Origin of the sequence: Pseudooceanicola nitratireducens (assembly GCF_900109195.1) — a bacterium.
Classification (GTDB): Bacteria; Pseudomonadota; Alphaproteobacteria; order Rhodobacterales; family Rhodobacteraceae; genus Pseudooceanicola; species Pseudooceanicola nitratireducens.
Window position 1 is genome coordinate 628,060 of record NZ_FNZG01000003.1, and the last position, 17,134, is coordinate 645,193.

The following is a 17,134-nucleotide window of genomic DNA, read 5'->3' on the forward strand; positions in this document are numbered from 1 at the left end:
CGATCAGCGCCGCGTCAGCCGCCGCTTGTTGGACGACACGCGCCGCTGCACCGGTTTCATCGCCGCGCGGGTGGCCACGTCCAACGATTTTCCCGAGGCCAGCGCCCAGCTGCCGTCGATTGCCGCGTCGGTGAAGGCCTTGACCTTCTCGTCCACCATGCGGCTCGTCTCTCCGGGGGGAAGCGGCACCGCGCCGACCAGCCCGGCCATGCGATAGGCCATGACGATCTGCGCTTCCCAGCCCAGCCGCCAAAGGGCCCAGCCGGTGCGAAAGGCAAATTCCGTGGGGGTAACCATGACCGATCCTCCGGTGACGCGCGCCCTCAGAATGCCGCAGCGCAGCATAAAAGGAAAGCGCCTTGCCCGAAGGCCGGCCAGCTTCCGCCCATTCCTGCGCGGATGACAGGCGCGGGGCGGGAAAACCGGAAGAAAGGCAGCAGGAGGCCATCAGTATTCCGCCCCCAGGTAGTTCAGGTCATCGGTCCGGCGGCGGGTCAGCTTTTCCAGGCAGCGGGAATATTCCATGCCCTGCATCGACCCACCCCGATACCGCAGCGATTCCGCAAGGCAGGCCGCATCGCGAAAGCTGATCCAGCTGCGTTGCGCATCCCGCAAGGTGTCGGTCGCGCGCGGGCCGCGCGTGTCGGCCATGTCCCAGGATTTCGCCCGCGCCATGGCGACCTGGTAGGCCGCGTTCAGATCGCGATCCGCGGCCTCATAGGCTAGCTGAGCACATTGGTTCATGTCACGCTGCGTCATCGGCTGGCTGCAATCCAGCGCCAGCGCAGGCAGCGCGGGGGCCAGCCCGATCAGCGACAGAATGGCGATCCGAAGGCCCCGCATCACAGCCCGCCCATGACCTGCTGGTTGAAGCCATAGATCTCGCGCTTGCCACTAACGGGGATCAGGTTGACCTCGCGCCGCTGGCCCGGTTCGAACCGGACGGCGGTGCCGGCGGCGATATCCAGACGCATGCCGCGGGCGGCGGCGCGGTCGAAATCCAGCGACGGGTTGGCCTCGGCGAAATGGTAATGCGATCCGACCTGCACCGGGCGGTCGCCGGTATTGGCGACCATCAGGGTGATCGCCTCGCGGTCTGCGTTCAGCTCGATCGTGCCCTCGGCGGGAAGAATTTCACCGGGGATCATCGGCGCGGGCCTTTCATGAACGGGTCATTCGGGCGGCGCGCCTCGACCCGGATGGCGATCGGCCGGGGGGCCGGGGCCAGGGCCCCGCGCAAAACTCGTGCGATTTTCTGGATCAACTTCTGCATGTTACCCTCCCTCGGGTTTTGACAGGGTCGTTAACGGATCATTCAGCGGATCGGGTTATGAACGGTCACCAGCTTGGTGCCGTCGGGAAAGGTCGCCTCGACCTGCACTTCGTGGATCATCTCGGCGATGCCCTCCATGCATTGATCGACGGTGATCACCTGCGCGCCTTCCTGCATCAGCATGGCGACGGATTTGCCGTCGCGCGCACCTTCGACCACGTAGTCGGTGATCAGCGCGATCGCCTCTGGGTGGTTCAGCTTCACGCCGCGGGCCAGGCGCTTGCGCGCGACCTCGGCCGCCATGGCGATCAGAAGCTTGTCCTTTTCTCTGGGGGTCAGTTGCATGTCAGAGCATCCATGTCTTGGGAATATCCGCGCCCGAAAGCGCCTGTACCGCCGGGATCAGCGCCCGGCGAAGATCGAAACCGTCACTGCCCAGCACCCGCGCGAACAGCACGCCGGGCCGGATCATGCTGGCCCCGCCCTGTCCGCCGATCGCATCACGCAGGCGGTCTAGGTAAAGATCCGCGTCCGGGTCCACCAGCAGAAGTGAGGCCAGCGCACCCGCCCCGCCCCCGGTGCCGCTGCGCGCCATCAGCGCCTGCACGTCACCGGAAAGCGATAGGTTGTCGGCAAAGACCAGCGCGCCATCGCGCCGGATGCGCCAGCAATCGCGGAACTGCGCCTGTTGCACCACTTCGCCCATGGCGGCGCGGCCCAGGATCAGCGGCTCCACCGCCAACAGCCGGGCGTCGCTTGCCAGATCGGCGTCCAGCCGGCGGCGCAGCGCGGCGTGGTTGTAAAGAATGGTTTCCTGCGGCAGCCAGTCCAGCCGCCCGCCCTGCGCCACGGTCAGCCGGGTCTGAACCTGCCCGACCTCGCCCGGCTGGGCGCGATAGACCCGTTCGGCGGCCTGTGTGGTCATGACCAGATGCGCGCCCGCCTCGGCCCGCGCCGCCATGTGGAACTGATCGCCCCCGGTCACGCCGCCGGCGGTGTTGAGCGACACCGCCTGAAGCGCGCCCCCCCGGACCTGCGGAAACAACAGCTTGGAGGACCCCGCCTGATGCAGATCGCCGATCCGCGACACCCCGCCGCGAAGCCGCGCCGAAACCTCGGCCCGCCCCCGCGCGCGCGGTTGCTGAGCCGGCTTGGCCGGCCAGACCGGCACGGCGGCACCCGCCCCGTCACGCGTCGTTAATCTTGGCTCGGCAGTGATTGGTTCGTCCCCCTGATCGCCAGAAGACTAACCGCTTCATCCGCAAGGGGGAGTGGGAATTTCACCCCGCGCCCGCATTTCGCGCATCACGGGGAAAGTTGCACAAAATCCGTGCAAAGCGACCCGGCGCATAGGCAGCACCGGGCCGTCGACACAGGCTTACCTAACGTGATGCAGGGTGCCGAAAAGGCGCGGATCCAGGCTGGCGGCCTCGAACGTCGGGCCATCGGTCAGAATCGAGACCGCGTCATGGGAATGCAGGCTTTCCTGATGGCTCGCCACCACGCGGAAGTCGCCGATCCGGTCGTCCGCCTCAAGCCCCTGCGCAAACAGCCGCGCGGCGTCTTCGACGAAGATCGGGTTGGCGGCGTTCAGTTCCGCAAAGGCCTGTTCATCCTCGCGCTTGACCATGACCTGGGTTTCCGTCGGCACGGCCTTGCGGGCGATTTCGATCAGGTCTTCGAACCACAACGGATCATCCCCCTGCAGCACAACGGAAATCCGCGCGACCGAGCGTTGCGAATGCGGCGTGGCCAGCTGCCCGCGCTGTTCACGCGCATGTTCCGACAGCTCAAGCGAACAGGGGCAGGTCGAGGAATAGACGTAATCCAGATGCAGCACCCGCAGGCGCGACCCGGCGGTATCCACCAGTTCCAGCGAGATGTCGTAATACTGATAGCCCGACAGCCCCGACCGCAGCGACGGCACCCGCAGCGGATAGGACAGCCGCATCTGGATCCGCGCATCCAGCGTTTCCAGGTCGGATTTGTAGTCGTCAAGCGCGGCTTCGATCACCTCGAAGGAAAAGGTCTTTTCCGCATGGGCATAGAAGGACCGCATGATGCGGCTCATGTTGATGCCCTTCTTGTCGGCCTCAAGGCTGACCGTCCCGGTGACCGAGCTTTCCAGCATCACCTCACCGCCGTCGCGCGTCTTGTAGCGGATCGGCAGGCGGAAGTTGGAAATCCCGACGTGCTGGATCGTGCGATGCGCCCCGCGGATCAGGCTCGACGGCCCGTTCTGCAGATCCGGCAGAGTCGCGCGATAGGCCGGGTCCGACGTGAAGTCCGCCGGGTAAACCCGGTTCAGCAAAGGATATTCGCTGTCGTTCAACAGGCGGGCCACAGCCGGATCAAGGGCGTTGATCTCGGCGTCAGAGGCCGCAGAGGCCCACTGCCGCAGACGGGCCAGGGCATCCTTCGCCTCGTCCCGGTCAGGCATGGGTTGCATATCGCTCGGATGGATATTCATGCGGTCCCCCTTTGGTCCGGCCAATATATAGGCCCTCCGATGGCCCATTTCCACTTTTTCGGTGGTCAAATGGGGATACGCTTTGGGTCGGAAACCGGATGACTTTATCCGCCATCCGGTTTGCGATTTGCGATTTTCAGGCCTGCCCGCCCCGGATCAGATCTGGTCCAGCGCCTGCATCAGGTCGGCGATCAGGTCATCCGCGTCTTCCAGACCAACAGACAGGCGCACGGCCCCGTCGGAAATGCCCAGGATGTCCTTCTGGTCCTGCGGCAGACGCTGGTGCGTGGTGGTCGCGGGATGGGTCACGATCGACTTGCTGTCGGCGAAGTTGTTGGAAATCGTGAAGATCTCCAGCGCGTTCAGCAATTTGAAGCAGGCTTCCTTGCCGCCCTTCACCTCGAAGGCCAGCACGGTGCCGCCGCTTTCGCCCTGCGCCATGGCAATGTCATGCTGCGGATGGCTGGGCAGCTGCGGATAGCGCACGCTGTTCAGCTTGGGATGGCCGTCCAGCGCCTCGGCGATCTTCAGCACGGATGCCGCCTGCGCCCGCACGCGCAGGTCCATCGTGTCCATCGACTTCAGCTGAACCCAGGCGGTGAAGGGGTTCATCGCGCCGCCGGTGTGCTTCATGTAAGCTTCGATCGGGCCGCGGATCAGGTCCTTGGACCCGCAGATCATGCCGCCCAGCATCCGCCCCTGCCCGTCCACGTGCTTGGTGGTCGAGATCACGCAAAGATCCGCGCCACAAGCGGCCGAGTACGAAAAGATCGGCGTCGCCATGGCGTCATCAACCACAACCAGCGCGCCCTTGGCATGGGCCACCTTGACCACGTGGCGCAGGTCCACAACCTCGAGCATCGGGTTCGAGATGCTTTCCAGAAAGACCAGCGCGGTCTCATCGGTGATCGCCTCTTCCCAGGCGGCATTGTCGGTGCCGTCGACCAGGGTGATCTTGACCCCGAAGCGGCCCAGCACGTCTTCCAGCACATAAAGGCACGACCCGAACAACGCCCGCGCCGCCACCACGTGATCGCCCGCCTTCAGCAGCGCCGTCAGCGCGCCGGTGACAGCCGCCATGCCACTGGTGCAGGCAAAGCCGTCCTCGTATCCGACGATCTGCGACAGGCGGTTTTCGAACATGCGCACGGTCGGGTTGCCGTAGCGGGCATAGATGAATTCGTCTTCGCCCAGGGACTGGAACCGCTGTTCCGCCGCCTCGGCGCTGTCATAGACAAAGCCCTGCGTCAGGAAGATCGCCTCGCTCACCTCGCCATATTGCGAGCGGCGAGCGCCCCCGTGCACCAGGGTGGTCCGTTTGTTCCAAGTGTTCTTCGTCATCGCTATCGCCCTCTGACTTGCCCCTTTCGGGCGGCCAACCACTTCGGGGGCGGGTCGGCCAAAATAAAACCCCCAGACGCGGCCAAGCGTGGGGGTCCCCGACGACTGGCCTTTTAGCGGAATGTTTCTCGTGGCCCGCAATCCGGCAACAAATCGCCACGGCGCAGGGTCTACCGCCGCCCGCCCCCCGGGGTCAAGAGGTGGGAAATCGGCCCCCTTGCCGTGCCGCCGACCCGCCCAGGCCGCCTGCGTCACAGCGCTGTTACCCAAGCATCACCAAGGTTTCGTATCCCCGCCCTAATCTGACCCAAGATGAAGATGTTGCACGATCACCAGGGGGCTCTGGGATGGGCATTCTCAGGATCAACATGACGGACACCACGGGCGGGATTGCGCTGCACGGGACCCCGGAGATCCCTTTGGCCCAAGCGCTATCTGCCCAGCAAAATGGCACGGGGCCGGTGATCGTGATGATCCACGGCTACCGTTTTGCCCCCGGCGACGCCCGGCACTGCCCGCATGACCACATCCTGTCGCTGCGCCCCGACCACCGCTGCCGCAAGGCCCTGTCCTGGCCGCGCGGGCTGGGCAGCGACGGCACTGGCGACAGCCTTGGGATCGCCTTCGGCTGGCCCGCGCGGGGGGCCTTCCGCAAGGCTTACGCCCGCGCCGATCAGGCGGGCCTGGCCCTTGCCCGGCTGATCACGCTGCTGCGTGGTCAGAGCCCCGGCCGACGGGTGCATGTGATGGCCCATTCGCTTGGTGCCCGTGTCGCACTGTCGGCGCTGCGCCACCTGCCGGCGGGCGGGATCGACCGGATGCTGCTGCTGAACGGGGCCGAATACACCAGCCGTGCCGAGGCCGCGCTGGCCACCCCTGCCGGACGCCGGACCGAGGTCCTGCACATCACCGCCCGCGAAAACCGCGCATATGACCTGGGGTTCGAGCTGATCACCCGCGCCCCCGCCCCCGGCGACCGCGCGCTCAGCCTGCGCGCGCCGGAGCGGCCCAACTGGCTGACCCTGCCGATCCACGATGCCGCAACCCTTGCGGCGCTGCGCCACTACGGCTTTCCGCTGGCCCCGCCCCAGGCGCGCATCTGCCACTGGTCCAGCTACCTGCGCCCGGGCCTCTTCCCTCTCTTTCGTGCGCTCATCGGCACGTCCCAGCCCCTACCGCTCGTGACACTACGTGCGCTGCTGCCTGAGGAAACGGCACACCGCTCCACCCCCTGGCCAGCCCTCAGACCCGGCCTACACAACGCCTGACTAACGCCTGACGGACATATCTCTTTGGTTTTCGAAAATATCCTCGGGGGTAGGCGCAAATGCCCCGGCATTTGCGCCGAAGGGGGCAGACAGCCCCCTTCCCCCTTTCCGCCCGCGCCGCCCCTCAGGACCGGCGCGCAGCACCCTCACAACGGGACAGCCCGATCAGCGGCGGCGATCACGGCGCGAGGACATCGGCTGGAACGCCACGCCCACATGCGCCTCGCAATAGGGTTTGCCAGCCTGGACCGGCAGGCCACAGAACCAGAACTTCTCGGTCGCCGGGTCGCCGACGGGCCATTTGCAGGTCCGCTCGGTCAGCTCCATCAGCGACAGCTTCTTCGCCTTCTTCTCGACCGCGTTCACCTTGGCCAGGGCCTCGGGGCTGATCTCGTTGGCCGAGGGCTGCGGCGGCAGCGGCTGACCGGCGGGCACGATGGCCTTGCGCGACGGCACACCCTGCGGCGCGGCCGAGGTGGTGCGCGGCTCGTCGTCGTCCTCTTCGACCTCGGGCTCCGGCGCGGGGGCCGGGGCCGCTGCGGGCTTGGCGGCGGGCTTGGGCTTGGCCTCGGGCTTGGCGGCGGCAGCCGGGGCGGCGCTGGCGCTGCCCCCGCCCGAGCGGTTGGACAGGCCCAGGCGGTGCACCTTGCCGATCACGGCGTTGCGGGTCACCCCGCCCAGCTCTTTCGCGATCTGGCTGGCGGACTGGCCTTCGGTCCACATCTTCTTCAGCAGCTCGACACGTTCATCGGTCCAGGACATGGACGCCTTCCTTTTCACTCTGCGCAGCCCCCGGGGCCACTTAGAACCAAAGGCGGCACGTCACCCGTACCGCCCCCTTGCGTTGTGCCTTATTCTAATCACCTCGTTCCGAGATACAAGGCGCTGATTCGCCCTATCCGATCGAAACGCCGCCTTTCCGTGCGATCCGGGTCGCAGCCCCTTGCGCCGGGTCGCTTCATGGCTATAACGCGCAACAATTTGCGCTGACCCGGGGATGACCATGCCGAAAAGAACAGATATCTCGTCCATCATGATCATCGGGGCCGGCCCCATCGTGATCGGCCAGGCCTGCGAATTCGACTATTCCGGTGCCCAGGCCTGCAAGGCCCTGCGCGAGGAAGGCTACCGCGTCATCCTGGTGAACTCGAACCCCGCCACGATCATGACCGACCCCGGCCTGGCGGATGCGACCTATATCGAACCGATCACCCCCGAGGTCGTCGCCAAGATCATCGAAAAGGAACGCCCCGACGCGCTGCTGCCGACCATGGGCGGCCAGACCGGTCTGAACACCTCTCTTGCTCTGGAAGAGATGGGCGTGCTGAAGAAATTCGGCGTCGAGATGATCGGGGCCAAGCGCGAAGCCATTGAAATGGCGGAAGATCGCAAGCTGTTCCGCGAAGCTATGGATCGCATCGGCCTGGAAAACCCCAAGGCCACCATCGTCACCGCCCCCAAGAAGGACGGCAAGTTCGACATCGCCGCCGGCCTGTCCGAAGCGATGGCCGCGCTGGAAGACATCGGCCTGCCCGCGATCATCCGCCCCGCCTTTACACTGGGCGGCACCGGCGGCGGCGTGGCCTACAACCGCGACGACTACGAATACTACTGCCGCTCCGGGATGGAGGCCTCTCCGGTCGGCCAGATCCTTGTCGATGAATCCCTGCTCGGCTGGAAGGAATACGAAATGGAAGTCGTGCGCGACCGCGCCGACAACGCCATCATCGTCTGTTCCATCGAAAACGTGGACCCCATGGGTGTGCACACGGGTGATTCCATCACCGTCGCCCCGGCCCTGACCCTGACGGACAAGGAATATCAGGCGATGCGCTCGGCCTCGATCGCGGTTCTGCGCGAAATCGGCGTCGAAACCGGCGGCTCGAACGTGCAATGGGCGGTGAACCCCCAAGACGGCCGCATGGTCGTGATCGAGATGAACCCCCGCGTCTCGCGCTCCTCGGCGCTGGCGTCGAAGGCCACCGGCTTCCCGATCGCCAAGATCGCCGCGAAACTGGCCGTGGGCTATACGCTGGACGAGCTGGACAACGACATCACCAAGGTCACGCCCGCCAGCTTCGAGCCGACCATCGACTATGTCGTCACCAAGATCCCGCGCTTCGCGTTCGAGAAATTCCCCGGCTCCGAACCGCATCTGACCACGGCGATGAAATCCGTGGGCGAGGCGATGGCGATCGGCCGCTCGTTCCACGAGTCGCTGCAAAAGGCGCTGTCGTCGATGGAAACCGGCCTGACCGGCCTGGACGAGATCGAGATCGAAGGCGCGCCGGAAAAGGCCGCCATCACCAAGGCGCTGTCGAAACAGACCCCGGACCGCATCCGCGTGATCGCCCAGGCCATGCGCCACGGGCTCTCGGACGATGAAATCCAGGCGGTAACCTCCTTCGATCCGTGGTTCCTGGCCCGCATCCGCGAAATCGTCCGCGCCGAGGCCGAAGTGGCCATGAACGGCCTGCCCGTCACCGAAGGCGGGTTGCGCAAGCTCAAGATGATGGGCTTCTCGGACGCGCGCCTGGCCAAGCTCTCGGCCCGTGACGAAGACCAGGTCCGCCGCGCCCGCCGCAACCTGGGCATCAACGCCGTCTTCAAGCGCATCGACACCTGCGCCGCCGAATTCGAGGCCCAGACGCCCTATATGTATTCGACCTATGAAGAGCCTATGATGGGCGAGGTCGAGGACGAGGCCCGCCCCTCGGACCGCAAGAAGGTCGTGATCCTGGGCGGTGGCCCGAACCGGATCGGCCAGGGGATCGAGTTTGACTACTGCTGCTGTCACGCCTGTTTCGCGCTGACCGACGCGGGCTATGAAACCATCATGGTCAACTGCAACCCGGAAACCGTGTCGACCGACTACGACACCTCGGACCGGCTGTATTTCGAACCGCTGACGTTTGAACACGTGATGGAAATCCTGCGCGTCGAACAGTCGAACGGCACCCTGCACGGCGTGATCGTCCAGTTCGGCGGCCAGACGCCGCTGAAACTGGCCAATGCGCTGGAAGAAGAAGGCATCCCGATCCTCGGCACCACGCCCGACGCCATCGACCTGGCCGAAGACCGCGAACGTTTCCAGGACCTGGTCAACCGCCTTGGCCTGAAACAGCCCAAGAACGGCATCGCCCATTCCGACGCCGAGGCGCTGGAGATCGCCGGCGACATCGGCTTCCCGCTGGTGATCCGCCCGTCCTACGTGCTGGGCGGCCGCGCCATGGAAATCGTGCGCGACATGGACGGGCTGAAACGCTACATCCGCGACGCCGTGGTGGTTTCGGGCGACAGCCCCGTGCTGCTCGACAGCTACCTGTCTTCCGCCGTGGAACTGGACGTCGACGCGCTTTGCGACGGCGAAGCAGTGCATGTCGCAGGCATCATGCAGCACATCGAAGAGGCCGGCGTGCACTCGGGCGACAGCGCCTGTTCGCTGCCCCCCTACTCGCTTCCTGCCGACATCATCGCCGAGGTGAAGCGCCAGACCGAAGCGCTGGCGAAGGAACTGAACGTCGTCGGCCTGATGAACGTGCAGTTCGCGGTCAAGGACGGCGTGGTCTACCTGATCGAGGTCAACCCGCGCGCCTCGCGCACCGTGCCCTTCGTGGCCAAGGCCGTGAACAGTCCGATCGCCTCGATCGCCGCCCGCGTCATGGCTGGCGAAAAGCTCTCGACCTTCGACCTGGTGGATCCGCAGATCGACCGCTTCGCCGTGAAAGAGGCCGTGCTGCCCTTCGCCCGTTTCCCGGGTGTCGACACGATCCTGGGCCCGGAAATGCGCTCCACCGGCGAAGTCATGGGATCCGACACCACCTTCGCTCGCGCCTTCCTCAAGGCGCAGCTGGGTGCCGGCACCGACCTGCCGACCTCCGGCCGCGTCTTCATCTCGATCCGGGACGAAGACAAGACCGAGGCGATGATGGAAGCCGCCCGCACCCTGTCCACGCTTGGCTTCACCCTGCTCGCCACCCGCGGCACCGCCGCCTGGCTTGCCGGGGCCGAGATCGCCTGCGACGTGGTCAACAAGGTCTACGAGGGCCGGCCGAACATCGTCGACCTGCTCAAGGACGGCGGCATCGCCCTGGTGCTGAACACGACCGAAGGCCAGCAGTCGATTGAGGACAGCCGCGAAATCCGCAAGGTCGCCCTCTATGACAAGATCCCCTATTTCACCACGGCTGCCGGGGCCCAGGCCGCGGCCCAGGCTATCGCCTCTCGCGATGCCGACAGCCTAGAGGTGACCTCGCTTCAGGAACTGGCCCGCGCCTGACCGCGCCCCCACCTTTCCAAACACCCATCTTTCGGGCCCGGACGCACACCGCTCCGGGCCCGAACACCTTCCCCCTCTTTGGTTTTCCCAAATATCCCGGGGGTCGGCTTCAAAGCTTCAGCTTTGACGCCGAGGGGGCAGCGCCCCCTCCCCAACCGATATTTGAAGTTTTCTATCCAAGGAAGACGCCGAGGGCAGGATGCCCTCGGCGTCTCGTCATTTCAAAAGCTTAGCACATGAGGCAGCTGGCGAGCCCGTGAGCGTGACCGGTGTCGGCCCCTCCCAAGAGCGCCGCGAAGTCGGTTTCCAGCTTGATCGACACCCCGTGCTCTGCTGCCGGGTCCGGCACAAGGACGATACGGGTGATCAGGTTGCGCAGATAGGTATGCGCCTGGTGGACGAGGTCTGGGTCGCCCAACAGTGTCTCCATGGCATCTACGGCCCTTGCGAAGAGCGTAGCGGTATCCGGAAGATCATGCGCTGCAACCCGACCGCGTGAACTGGCCTCCTCCAGTCGCGCCCGCAGAGCGGTGAGTTCTCCATCAATCGCTTTTGACCGGGCCCGGAATGCAGCGAAGGGTGCGCCTTCTTCGATCGCGCGAAAGATGCTCTCCTGTTTCGCCTCTTCTTTGCGGATCAAAGACTCGAGGCGCGCGATCTCGGTCGCGGGGTCAAAGCTGGCGAGCTTTTGCCGCTCCTCGCGAAGGGCTGCCTCGAAGGCCGCGAAAAGCTCTGGAGAGCGAAATGCATCACGCAGGCGACCGAAGACTCTGCGCTCGAGCCGCTTTTGCGAGATGTTCGTGCGGTTCTTGCACGCCTTCTTGCGCCCCTCGTTGCAGGCGAAGCTCGTGCTGCTCATCTTGACGTAGTGAGCGCCACAACAACCACAGACCATCAGGCCGGAGAAGAGATGCTTCCGACGTCGAGATCGGACGGGATTTTCTGTCCGACCGACCTGATCTTCCTTCAGCTTTGCCTGGACCGCAGCCCAGAGCTTGTCCGGCACGATCTGAAGCTCGGGAAAGGTCGCCGACACCATCTCGTTCGGAGACAGATCGACCCTGCGTGCACCGGTTTCCGGATGATAGCTCTGCGTGGTCCGGCAGACCTGGGCCTCGCCAATGTAGAGCCGGTTGTGAAGGATGCCTTCGCCTCGCTTCCGGTTTCCACGGATCGTCGACGCGTCCCAGGTGCCGCCGCGAGGTGCCTTGATGCCGTCGGCGTTCAGGCCGTGCGCTATCTGGAGCGCAGATTTCCCTGCGGCTGCCTCCTCGTAGATCCGAAGAACGACAACTGCCTGCTCCGCATCCACTTCGCGACTGAGGCCCTCCGTCTTCTCGGAAAGCACGCGGTAGCCGAAGGCAGATGTGTGCAAACGACCCCGGCCCAATGCGCCCTGCATGCCGCGGCGGGTATGGAAGCCGACGCTCTCGGAGAAAGCCTGAGCGCCGTATCCGCGCAGCAGCACGGTCAGGAAGTCCTGTTGACCTTCTTTGATCGAGAACAGATCGACACCGGAGAACTTCAGCAGCTCCCAGCTATGGAGAGCATCGGCTGTCCGGCGGGAAAGGCGATCGAGCATTTCGACCACAACGAGATCGATGCGACGCTCCTCGACAGCCTTCTTCAGCTCCTGAAATCCGGGACGACGCAAATGGCGCCCCGTGATTTCCTCGTCCGTGAATATCTCGACGACGTCGTATCCCTGTTCGTCACAGTATTTCTGCGCCATCGCCACCTGGTCGGTGATGGAGGTCGCCTTCTGAAGGTCGGCACTGTAGCGGGCGTATATCGCGACCCGCCTCTTCACAGCCGAACCTTTTCGGCCGGTGCGCAATCAACGTTCGCGGCGGTCGCCGCTTCGGCAATCTGACGGGCGGTCGCCTTGGCCAGAATGCCGATCAGGCCGATCATCGCGGGAGGGCAGACGATCGTGGTGGCGTGCACGGAAACCTCGTGCCGGGTGTCGTTTTTGGTGGGCATCGGGATGTCCTTGTCCATTCCACCGGTGCGGGTGGGCGCTGGCCGATGTCATTCGACCGCGAAGGAGATGTTGTTTTTGCAAGAAGACAGAAACTTTTGTTTCAGCGCGACTGGCGACGCACTTCAAGACTTTGTTTTCATGTCATTTCTTATCGGCCTTTAGGAGCTCGGCTGGCAGCAGGAAGGGCTCGTCGCAGCCTGAGAAGCAGCCTCAGCTCCTCGTGCGCCGTTTCCGGTCGTTGCGGTTCGAGCAGATAGATGTCGCGCCCGTGCTCGAGACGCACTTCGCAGCCAAGATGAAGCAAGATGCGCTCGGCTTCGGCGCGGAGTGCGCGCCGATGATCGCGATCCCGAGGTCCGCCGTGCACCTCGACAAAGGCGAGGCTGTCGATCGGCCAGTAATGCGACTGTCCCATCAACCGCAGGTTCGGCAGATCCGGGTTGGCGGCTCGAAGTGCCATCTCGGTCAATCCCAGGTGTTTCGCCCTATTGTCACGCAGCGTCATCGCTTGCTCCTCCTGAACATTGAGATCGGCAAGGCACCTCGCGGACGCGCCTCTGCTGATTGGTTTGTCGGGCGCGCCAGCTTTCGCAGCAGAAAGGGTGTTTCCGTGCCGGCGCGCCCTATCGGCGGGGGATCCAGTCCCGCCGATCTCCGTGTCAGCGATGCTGACCGCGATGCCGGGATATCTCCTGTTCGGCGGCAAGGAGGTCGGTGACCCGGTGCGACGACTCGAGCGGATCCCGCAGGTGGCGCATGGCGCTGTCGATCAGAGCGGGCGCTTCGTCCGGGTCGAGCTTGGCAAGTTCACGAAGCGCCGATTGCGCGGCATGGCGGAAATCCTCGGTCAGGAAGCGGCGCTTCTCCACGTGCTTGTCGAGGTCCCTGACCCAGCTTTGGATCGGCTTGAATGCGTCGTAGGGAAGCTGAGCGATCGCCTCTTCCGCACGGCGCATGTGGCGGGCGGCGTCGGCAAGAATGTCTTCCATCCGCTCGTAGTCACCGTGAAGCTTCTGGTCGAGAAACAGCACCAGCCGATGCGTGTTTTCAGTCGGGAATGTGGTCGGTGTCGGGAACATCTTCATCTCCATCTCTGCGAGCCGGTGTGGGACCGGCCCTCATGCGAGGGGCCGGTCACGCAGCCGGTCGTCACGCTGCCTTTGGGCGTCCGGGGGTCGCCATGCGGCGAGCGCGATGCTCCACCATGACCGTGCGCGGAGTGTTCTCCCTTCGGCGTTCCGCCGCGATGTCGTGCTCAGCGTGGAGCCGCCCGCGCACCCAATGCATCCGGTCGAGGCTCTTGCCGGTGAGCCGCCCCACCAGGGGCGTGCCGAGGTCACCGGTCATGAGGCCGGAATGGTTCGGACTGACGGACAGCAGCCGCGCACCGATGAAGCGTGTCGGCCGCGTCATGCCTGCGGCCCTCAGTTCAACACCTTTCACAGCGATGTCGTAACCGGTGTTGGTGGCCGCGATCCGTGAGGTGCCATAGGCGAGCACGAGGCGCTGGTTCTCACCCTCGCCATCGACCTCCATCACGAGGCACGGACGCGCGACGGGCAGTCCGTCGGCAGCCTGCGAGTTGCGCACGGGGAACCTGAACAGCACGATATCGCCGCGCTGAATGTCATCGGCCCAGTGGGCCGTCTCTTCGGTCTTGTGATCGAACATCGATCTCTCCTTTGGTGGATGATCGACGCGTCCCGACCTCCCCTTTTCTCCGAGGGCTGGCCCGGGCTGCGCGTCACAAGGCGCGTGCAGCCGGGACCGGGCCTCAGGCCGGGGAAGTCCGGAAGGGGTGGCAAGCGCCCGTCCGGTCCCGCGGAAGGCGGCCTCGGGAGCAGGGAACGGCGAGTGTCCCTGCAGGGGTGGGTCCAGGGCGAATGGAATGCCGCCCTGGTCGAGCCGAAGGCTGCCAGGGGGTGAAGGGGGAGTGGCGAACGATGACCCTTCGAGCAGGGGTGCAGGGGAGTGCGGAACGACGCCCTGTCCCGGCTGGAGGCCCTTGGCGGGTTCGGGAGGGCAGCGCGTCTCCCGAGCGGCGCGTCAGCGGCGCCGGGGTCCGGGGGCGACAGCCCCCGGCGAACGGTAGCCCGAGCGAGCGTCCGAAGGACGGTTGCGCGGGTTACTTAGTGAGTAAAAACTTGGACAACGAACCCATCGGAGTTCGACGTCGCTATCCGATGGGTTCTCGCATCAGCCAATCAGAAACGACGCTGCTCTACACGCCAAAAGATAGAAACCGATTGCGCAGACAACAAAAATGACAGTGTGAAACCACCACCCAATCGCTAACCGCGACACCCAAAGAAATTTATGCGAGAACCAACCAGGCACCCAGATAGAGATTTTCTCATTCCTCTTGGCCTCTATGGCCTCAAAGAGCTTGTTGTCCCAAGCCGAATGATTTTGACCGAACCCTTCAATACAATCATGGAATGCTGTCAGAGATGCCCTTAGGACTTCCTCCTCGGGCTTGACGGACTGTATCTCCGCTCGCATATTCCCGGATATCCTCAACAACCTCTGCGCATGGACCTGCATGTCCCTCGCAAGCACAGACCGGCCCTTTGAGTAATCTAAAAGATTCACTACCAGCAAAGATATGGAGGCTACAATGCTAATTAATGATACAGCGTGACCCTCGACAGTGTCAGCAAAACTTGAATCCGCATAAAGCCCGATAGACGCGCAAACAAGAAATATCGTCAGGACTGAAGAGAACGCCATAGAAGCCTTTTCTTCGGCCTCCAATCTTTCCGAAAGATTAAACCTAATATATGCGGTTTTCTCAATCTTCCCGACAAGACGCTCATAGTATTCTAGGTCAATTTCTTTATCCGCTGCTGCCGTCATCCGGCTTCTCCACTCCCAATGCCCCATGCTGGGCCCAACATTTTTTTGAAGCTCTTAACGCTAGAACAAAGCTGGGCAGACTGACATCGTAGTCAAATTTGTCGCGATCAAACCACGATCCAGAAATCAATTCTTGTGAGGTGAGTTCCGTCCAGTTTGCGTTGCCACAGTACTTCTTTATCAACTTGGCTCTTTTTGTCAGTGCCCTTTTAATTGCCCAAACGAGCCATCCGTCTAGGTTTGAAAAGTCCGTTATAGAATCCACCAAGCAGTAATAGGACACGCATCCCGAGAGCGCCTTTATGCGCTTTCGCCCGTCTAAGAAGTCTTGCAGTTGCGCATTTGAATACGGGCCGTTTATATAGCTTCTCAGCCTGTGAATGCTGGAAACGAAGTCCCAATCCAAGCGATTTCCATCTATCCGCTTGCAGTTCAGAGACTTGTGTCTCTCAGGGTATAAAATCAGAGACTCGTAAAGTATTTGCGCGCAACGTTTTTTGATTCTCTCAACGCCAGCATTCGAAATCGTCGCACCGCCTTCCGAAAATTGGTATCCGAGAAAATCCATTTTAGAAACTGTGCGCATCTCTTCATCTCGTTGAGAGAATATACTAACGCCAGTCGTCTTTACCTGATTCACTGTCACGCCGGTATCCCGCGAGAAATCTCTATAGGCCGATATTGCGCCGATTGCGTCCTCATAGCTATAGTTCACCAAGACGCTATCGTCAGCATATCGGATATAGTTTCCGCTAAGTTTGTCGAGGCTTGAGTCCAAGTGATGCCCCACTGCATTGGCCACAAACAATGAAACCGAATTCCCCTGCGGGGTCCCCATGGATCTCCTCCCACTGGTTCCATCTCTCTTGATATACTCATGGCCCAAATAGCTTCGCACCACTCGCTCCTCGAACTTTGTCAACAGAAAATCACCCGAAGAGAGAACCTTTTCTTCTATAAATCCCGTAGATATTGATCCAAAATAATCCGAGAAATCATACTTCGAGATGTAAACCTTATCAGATTTCAAGTATTGCTTTAGCCGAAAAACCGCATCCAAGGAATTTTTGCTCGACATATACGCGAAGCTAGTCGCGGAGAATACTTTCTGGTTGCGCTCCCGCATCGCCTCACTCAAGAGCTTTGCTAGCGCTGCATCAGGAATGCTGAAGACGTCAACATGACGAAGGCTACCAGTCGGTTTCCTGAAGCTGAAACGAAATGAAGGGATTGGATTGTATTGATCCAGCCTGACAGATCTAACAATCGACCTTGCCAAGAAACGCGCATGACTCAAGCAATAAGCTGGGTGGAACTGCTTATGATGGCTCCATATCCTTGGTTTGCGGACAGTGGGCGAAGTAACCCGGACGCCTGTTCTCTTTTGAACTCTCTCAAGATATTTTTCTCGATAGCGTAGCCGGTCCTCGTATCTGCCGAGCCTCCTTTTTGCTTCCGCTACGATTTCTTTTTCTAGAACTTTTTCCAAAATGTGCCCAAGGGGTGCGCCAGCAGAGAGCTGTAGTATGTTGTCGTTTCCAGTTCGAATGCCGTGTGGAACACAGCAAGCTGCAAAGATACGCCGCCCCTGCTGACGACTAATGCTCCTCGCATATGGTGCAATTGGTCACCTACGATGACGGTCATGTCAAGAAATGCGCGG

General features: G+C 62.7%; 18 protein-coding genes and 1 riboswitch. Of the genes, 2 read left to right on the forward strand and 16 right to left on the reverse strand.

The window, feature by feature from the left end:
* Nucleotides 1–3: 3 nt before the first annotated feature.
* From BMX99_RS13640 to BMX99_RS13670, 8 genes are all read right to left on the reverse strand, one after another.
* A complete protein-coding gene (locus BMX99_RS13640; protein ID WP_093452802.1) occupies nucleotides 4–297 on the reverse strand; it encodes a hypothetical protein in 294 nt (97 codons plus the stop codon).
* Nucleotides 298–447: 150 nt separating this feature from the next.
* The gene (locus BMX99_RS13645) at nucleotides 448–843 is read right to left on the reverse strand and encodes a lysozyme inhibitor LprI family protein (protein WP_093452804.1); all 396 of its coding nucleotides are present in this window, start codon (nucleotides 841–843) and stop codon (nucleotides 448–450) included.
* Nucleotides 843–1,148 carry an urease subunit beta gene (locus BMX99_RS13650; RefSeq protein ID WP_093452806.1) on the reverse strand — a complete coding sequence of 102 codons (306 nt, stop codon included), beginning with the start codon at nucleotides 1,146–1,148 and terminating at the stop codon, nucleotides 843–845. The genes BMX99_RS13645 and BMX99_RS13650 overlap by 1 nt, the downstream gene beginning before the upstream one ends.
* Nucleotides 1,145–1,273: a hypothetical protein gene (locus tag BMX99_RS20020; protein WP_280140393.1), complete on the reverse strand. Its 129-nt coding sequence runs from the start codon at nucleotides 1,271–1,273 to the stop codon at nucleotides 1,145–1,147. The genes BMX99_RS13650 and BMX99_RS20020 overlap by 4 nt, the downstream gene beginning before the upstream one ends.
* 42 nt (nucleotides 1,274–1,315) lie before the next feature.
* A complete protein-coding gene (locus tag BMX99_RS13655; RefSeq protein ID WP_093452809.1) occupies nucleotides 1,316–1,618 on the reverse strand; it encodes an urease subunit gamma in 303 nt (100 codons plus the stop codon).
* Between the two features lies 1 nt (nucleotide 1,619).
* Nucleotides 1,620–2,444, reverse strand: a complete 825-nt coding sequence (locus BMX99_RS13660; protein ID WP_244525528.1) for an urease accessory protein UreD — start codon at nucleotides 2,442–2,444, stop codon at nucleotides 1,620–1,622.
* Between the two features lie 207 nt (nucleotides 2,445–2,651).
* Nucleotides 2,652–3,743 (reverse strand): GTP cyclohydrolase FolE2, encoded by a 1,092-nt coding sequence (gene folE2 / locus BMX99_RS13665; protein WP_093452812.1) that lies wholly within the window; start codon nucleotides 3,741–3,743, stop codon nucleotides 2,652–2,654.
* A 156-nt stretch (nucleotides 3,744–3,899) separates the two neighbouring features.
* Nucleotides 3,900–5,084 (reverse strand): aminotransferase class V-fold PLP-dependent enzyme, encoded by a 1,185-nt coding sequence (locus tag BMX99_RS13670; RefSeq protein ID WP_093452815.1) that lies wholly within the window; start codon nucleotides 5,082–5,084, stop codon nucleotides 3,900–3,902.
* A 93-nt stretch (nucleotides 5,085–5,177) separates the two neighbouring features.
* Nucleotides 5,178–5,254, reverse strand: a riboswitch (SAM riboswitch).
* 198 nt (nucleotides 5,255–5,452) lie between these two features.
* Between BMX99_RS13670 and BMX99_RS13675 the strand changes: the two genes are divergently transcribed.
* Nucleotides 5,453–6,352 carry an alpha/beta fold hydrolase gene (locus tag BMX99_RS13675; protein WP_175480274.1) on the forward strand — a complete coding sequence of 300 codons (900 nt, stop codon included), beginning with the start codon at nucleotides 5,453–5,455 and terminating at the stop codon, nucleotides 6,350–6,352.
* 165 nt (nucleotides 6,353–6,517) lie between these two features.
* On the opposite strand, the gene BMX99_RS13680 is transcribed toward BMX99_RS13675, so the two are convergent.
* The gene (locus tag BMX99_RS13680) at nucleotides 6,518–7,114 is read right to left on the reverse strand and encodes a GcrA family cell cycle regulator (RefSeq protein WP_093452820.1); all 597 of its coding nucleotides are present in this window, start codon (nucleotides 7,112–7,114) and stop codon (nucleotides 6,518–6,520) included.
* A gap of 241 nt (nucleotides 7,115–7,355) precedes the next feature.
* Here BMX99_RS13680 and carB point away from each other — a divergent pair, with 241 nt between their 5' ends.
* Nucleotides 7,356–10,631 carry a carbamoyl-phosphate synthase large subunit gene (gene carB, locus BMX99_RS13685; protein WP_093453347.1) on the forward strand — a complete coding sequence of 1,092 codons (3,276 nt, stop codon included), beginning with the start codon at nucleotides 7,356–7,358 and terminating at the stop codon, nucleotides 10,629–10,631.
* 229 nt (nucleotides 10,632–10,860) lie between these two features.
* Here carB and BMX99_RS13690 read toward each other — a convergent pair whose 3' ends face one another.
* The 7 genes from BMX99_RS13690 to BMX99_RS13720 all read right to left on the reverse strand — a co-directional run bounded on the left by BMX99_RS13690 (nucleotide 10,861) and on the right by BMX99_RS13720 (nucleotide 16,960).
* Nucleotides 10,861–12,441: a recombinase family protein gene (locus tag BMX99_RS13690; protein WP_170848719.1), complete on the reverse strand. Its 1,581-nt coding sequence runs from the start codon at nucleotides 12,439–12,441 to the stop codon at nucleotides 10,861–10,863.
* Nucleotides 12,438–12,632, reverse strand: a complete 195-nt coding sequence (locus BMX99_RS13695; protein ID WP_093452824.1) for a hypothetical protein — start codon at nucleotides 12,630–12,632, stop codon at nucleotides 12,438–12,440. The genes BMX99_RS13690 and BMX99_RS13695 overlap by 4 nt, the downstream gene beginning before the upstream one ends.
* 131 nt (nucleotides 12,633–12,763) lie before the next feature.
* A complete protein-coding gene (locus BMX99_RS13700; protein WP_093452826.1) occupies nucleotides 12,764–13,120 on the reverse strand; it encodes a hypothetical protein in 357 nt (118 codons plus the stop codon).
* Between the two features lie 154 nt (nucleotides 13,121–13,274).
* Nucleotides 13,275–13,706, reverse strand: coding sequence for a hypothetical protein (locus BMX99_RS13705; protein ID WP_093452829.1), 432 nt, complete (start codon nucleotides 13,704–13,706; stop codon nucleotides 13,275–13,277).
* Between the two features lie 58 nt (nucleotides 13,707–13,764).
* Nucleotides 13,765–14,286: a hypothetical protein gene (locus BMX99_RS13710; RefSeq protein ID WP_093452832.1), complete on the reverse strand. Its 522-nt coding sequence runs from the start codon at nucleotides 14,284–14,286 to the stop codon at nucleotides 13,765–13,767.
* Between the two features lie 525 nt (nucleotides 14,287–14,811).
* Complete coding sequence (locus tag BMX99_RS13715) at nucleotides 14,812–15,471, reverse strand: SLATT domain-containing protein (protein WP_093452835.1); 660 nt, start codon at nucleotides 15,469–15,471, stop codon at nucleotides 14,812–14,814.
* On the reverse strand, nucleotides 15,452–16,960 hold the full coding sequence (locus BMX99_RS13720; protein WP_170848718.1) for a reverse transcriptase domain-containing protein: 1,509 nt from the start codon (nucleotides 16,958–16,960) through the stop codon (nucleotides 15,452–15,454). The genes BMX99_RS13715 and BMX99_RS13720 overlap by 20 nt, the downstream gene beginning before the upstream one ends.
* Between the last annotated feature and the right edge of the window lie 174 nt (nucleotides 16,961–17,134).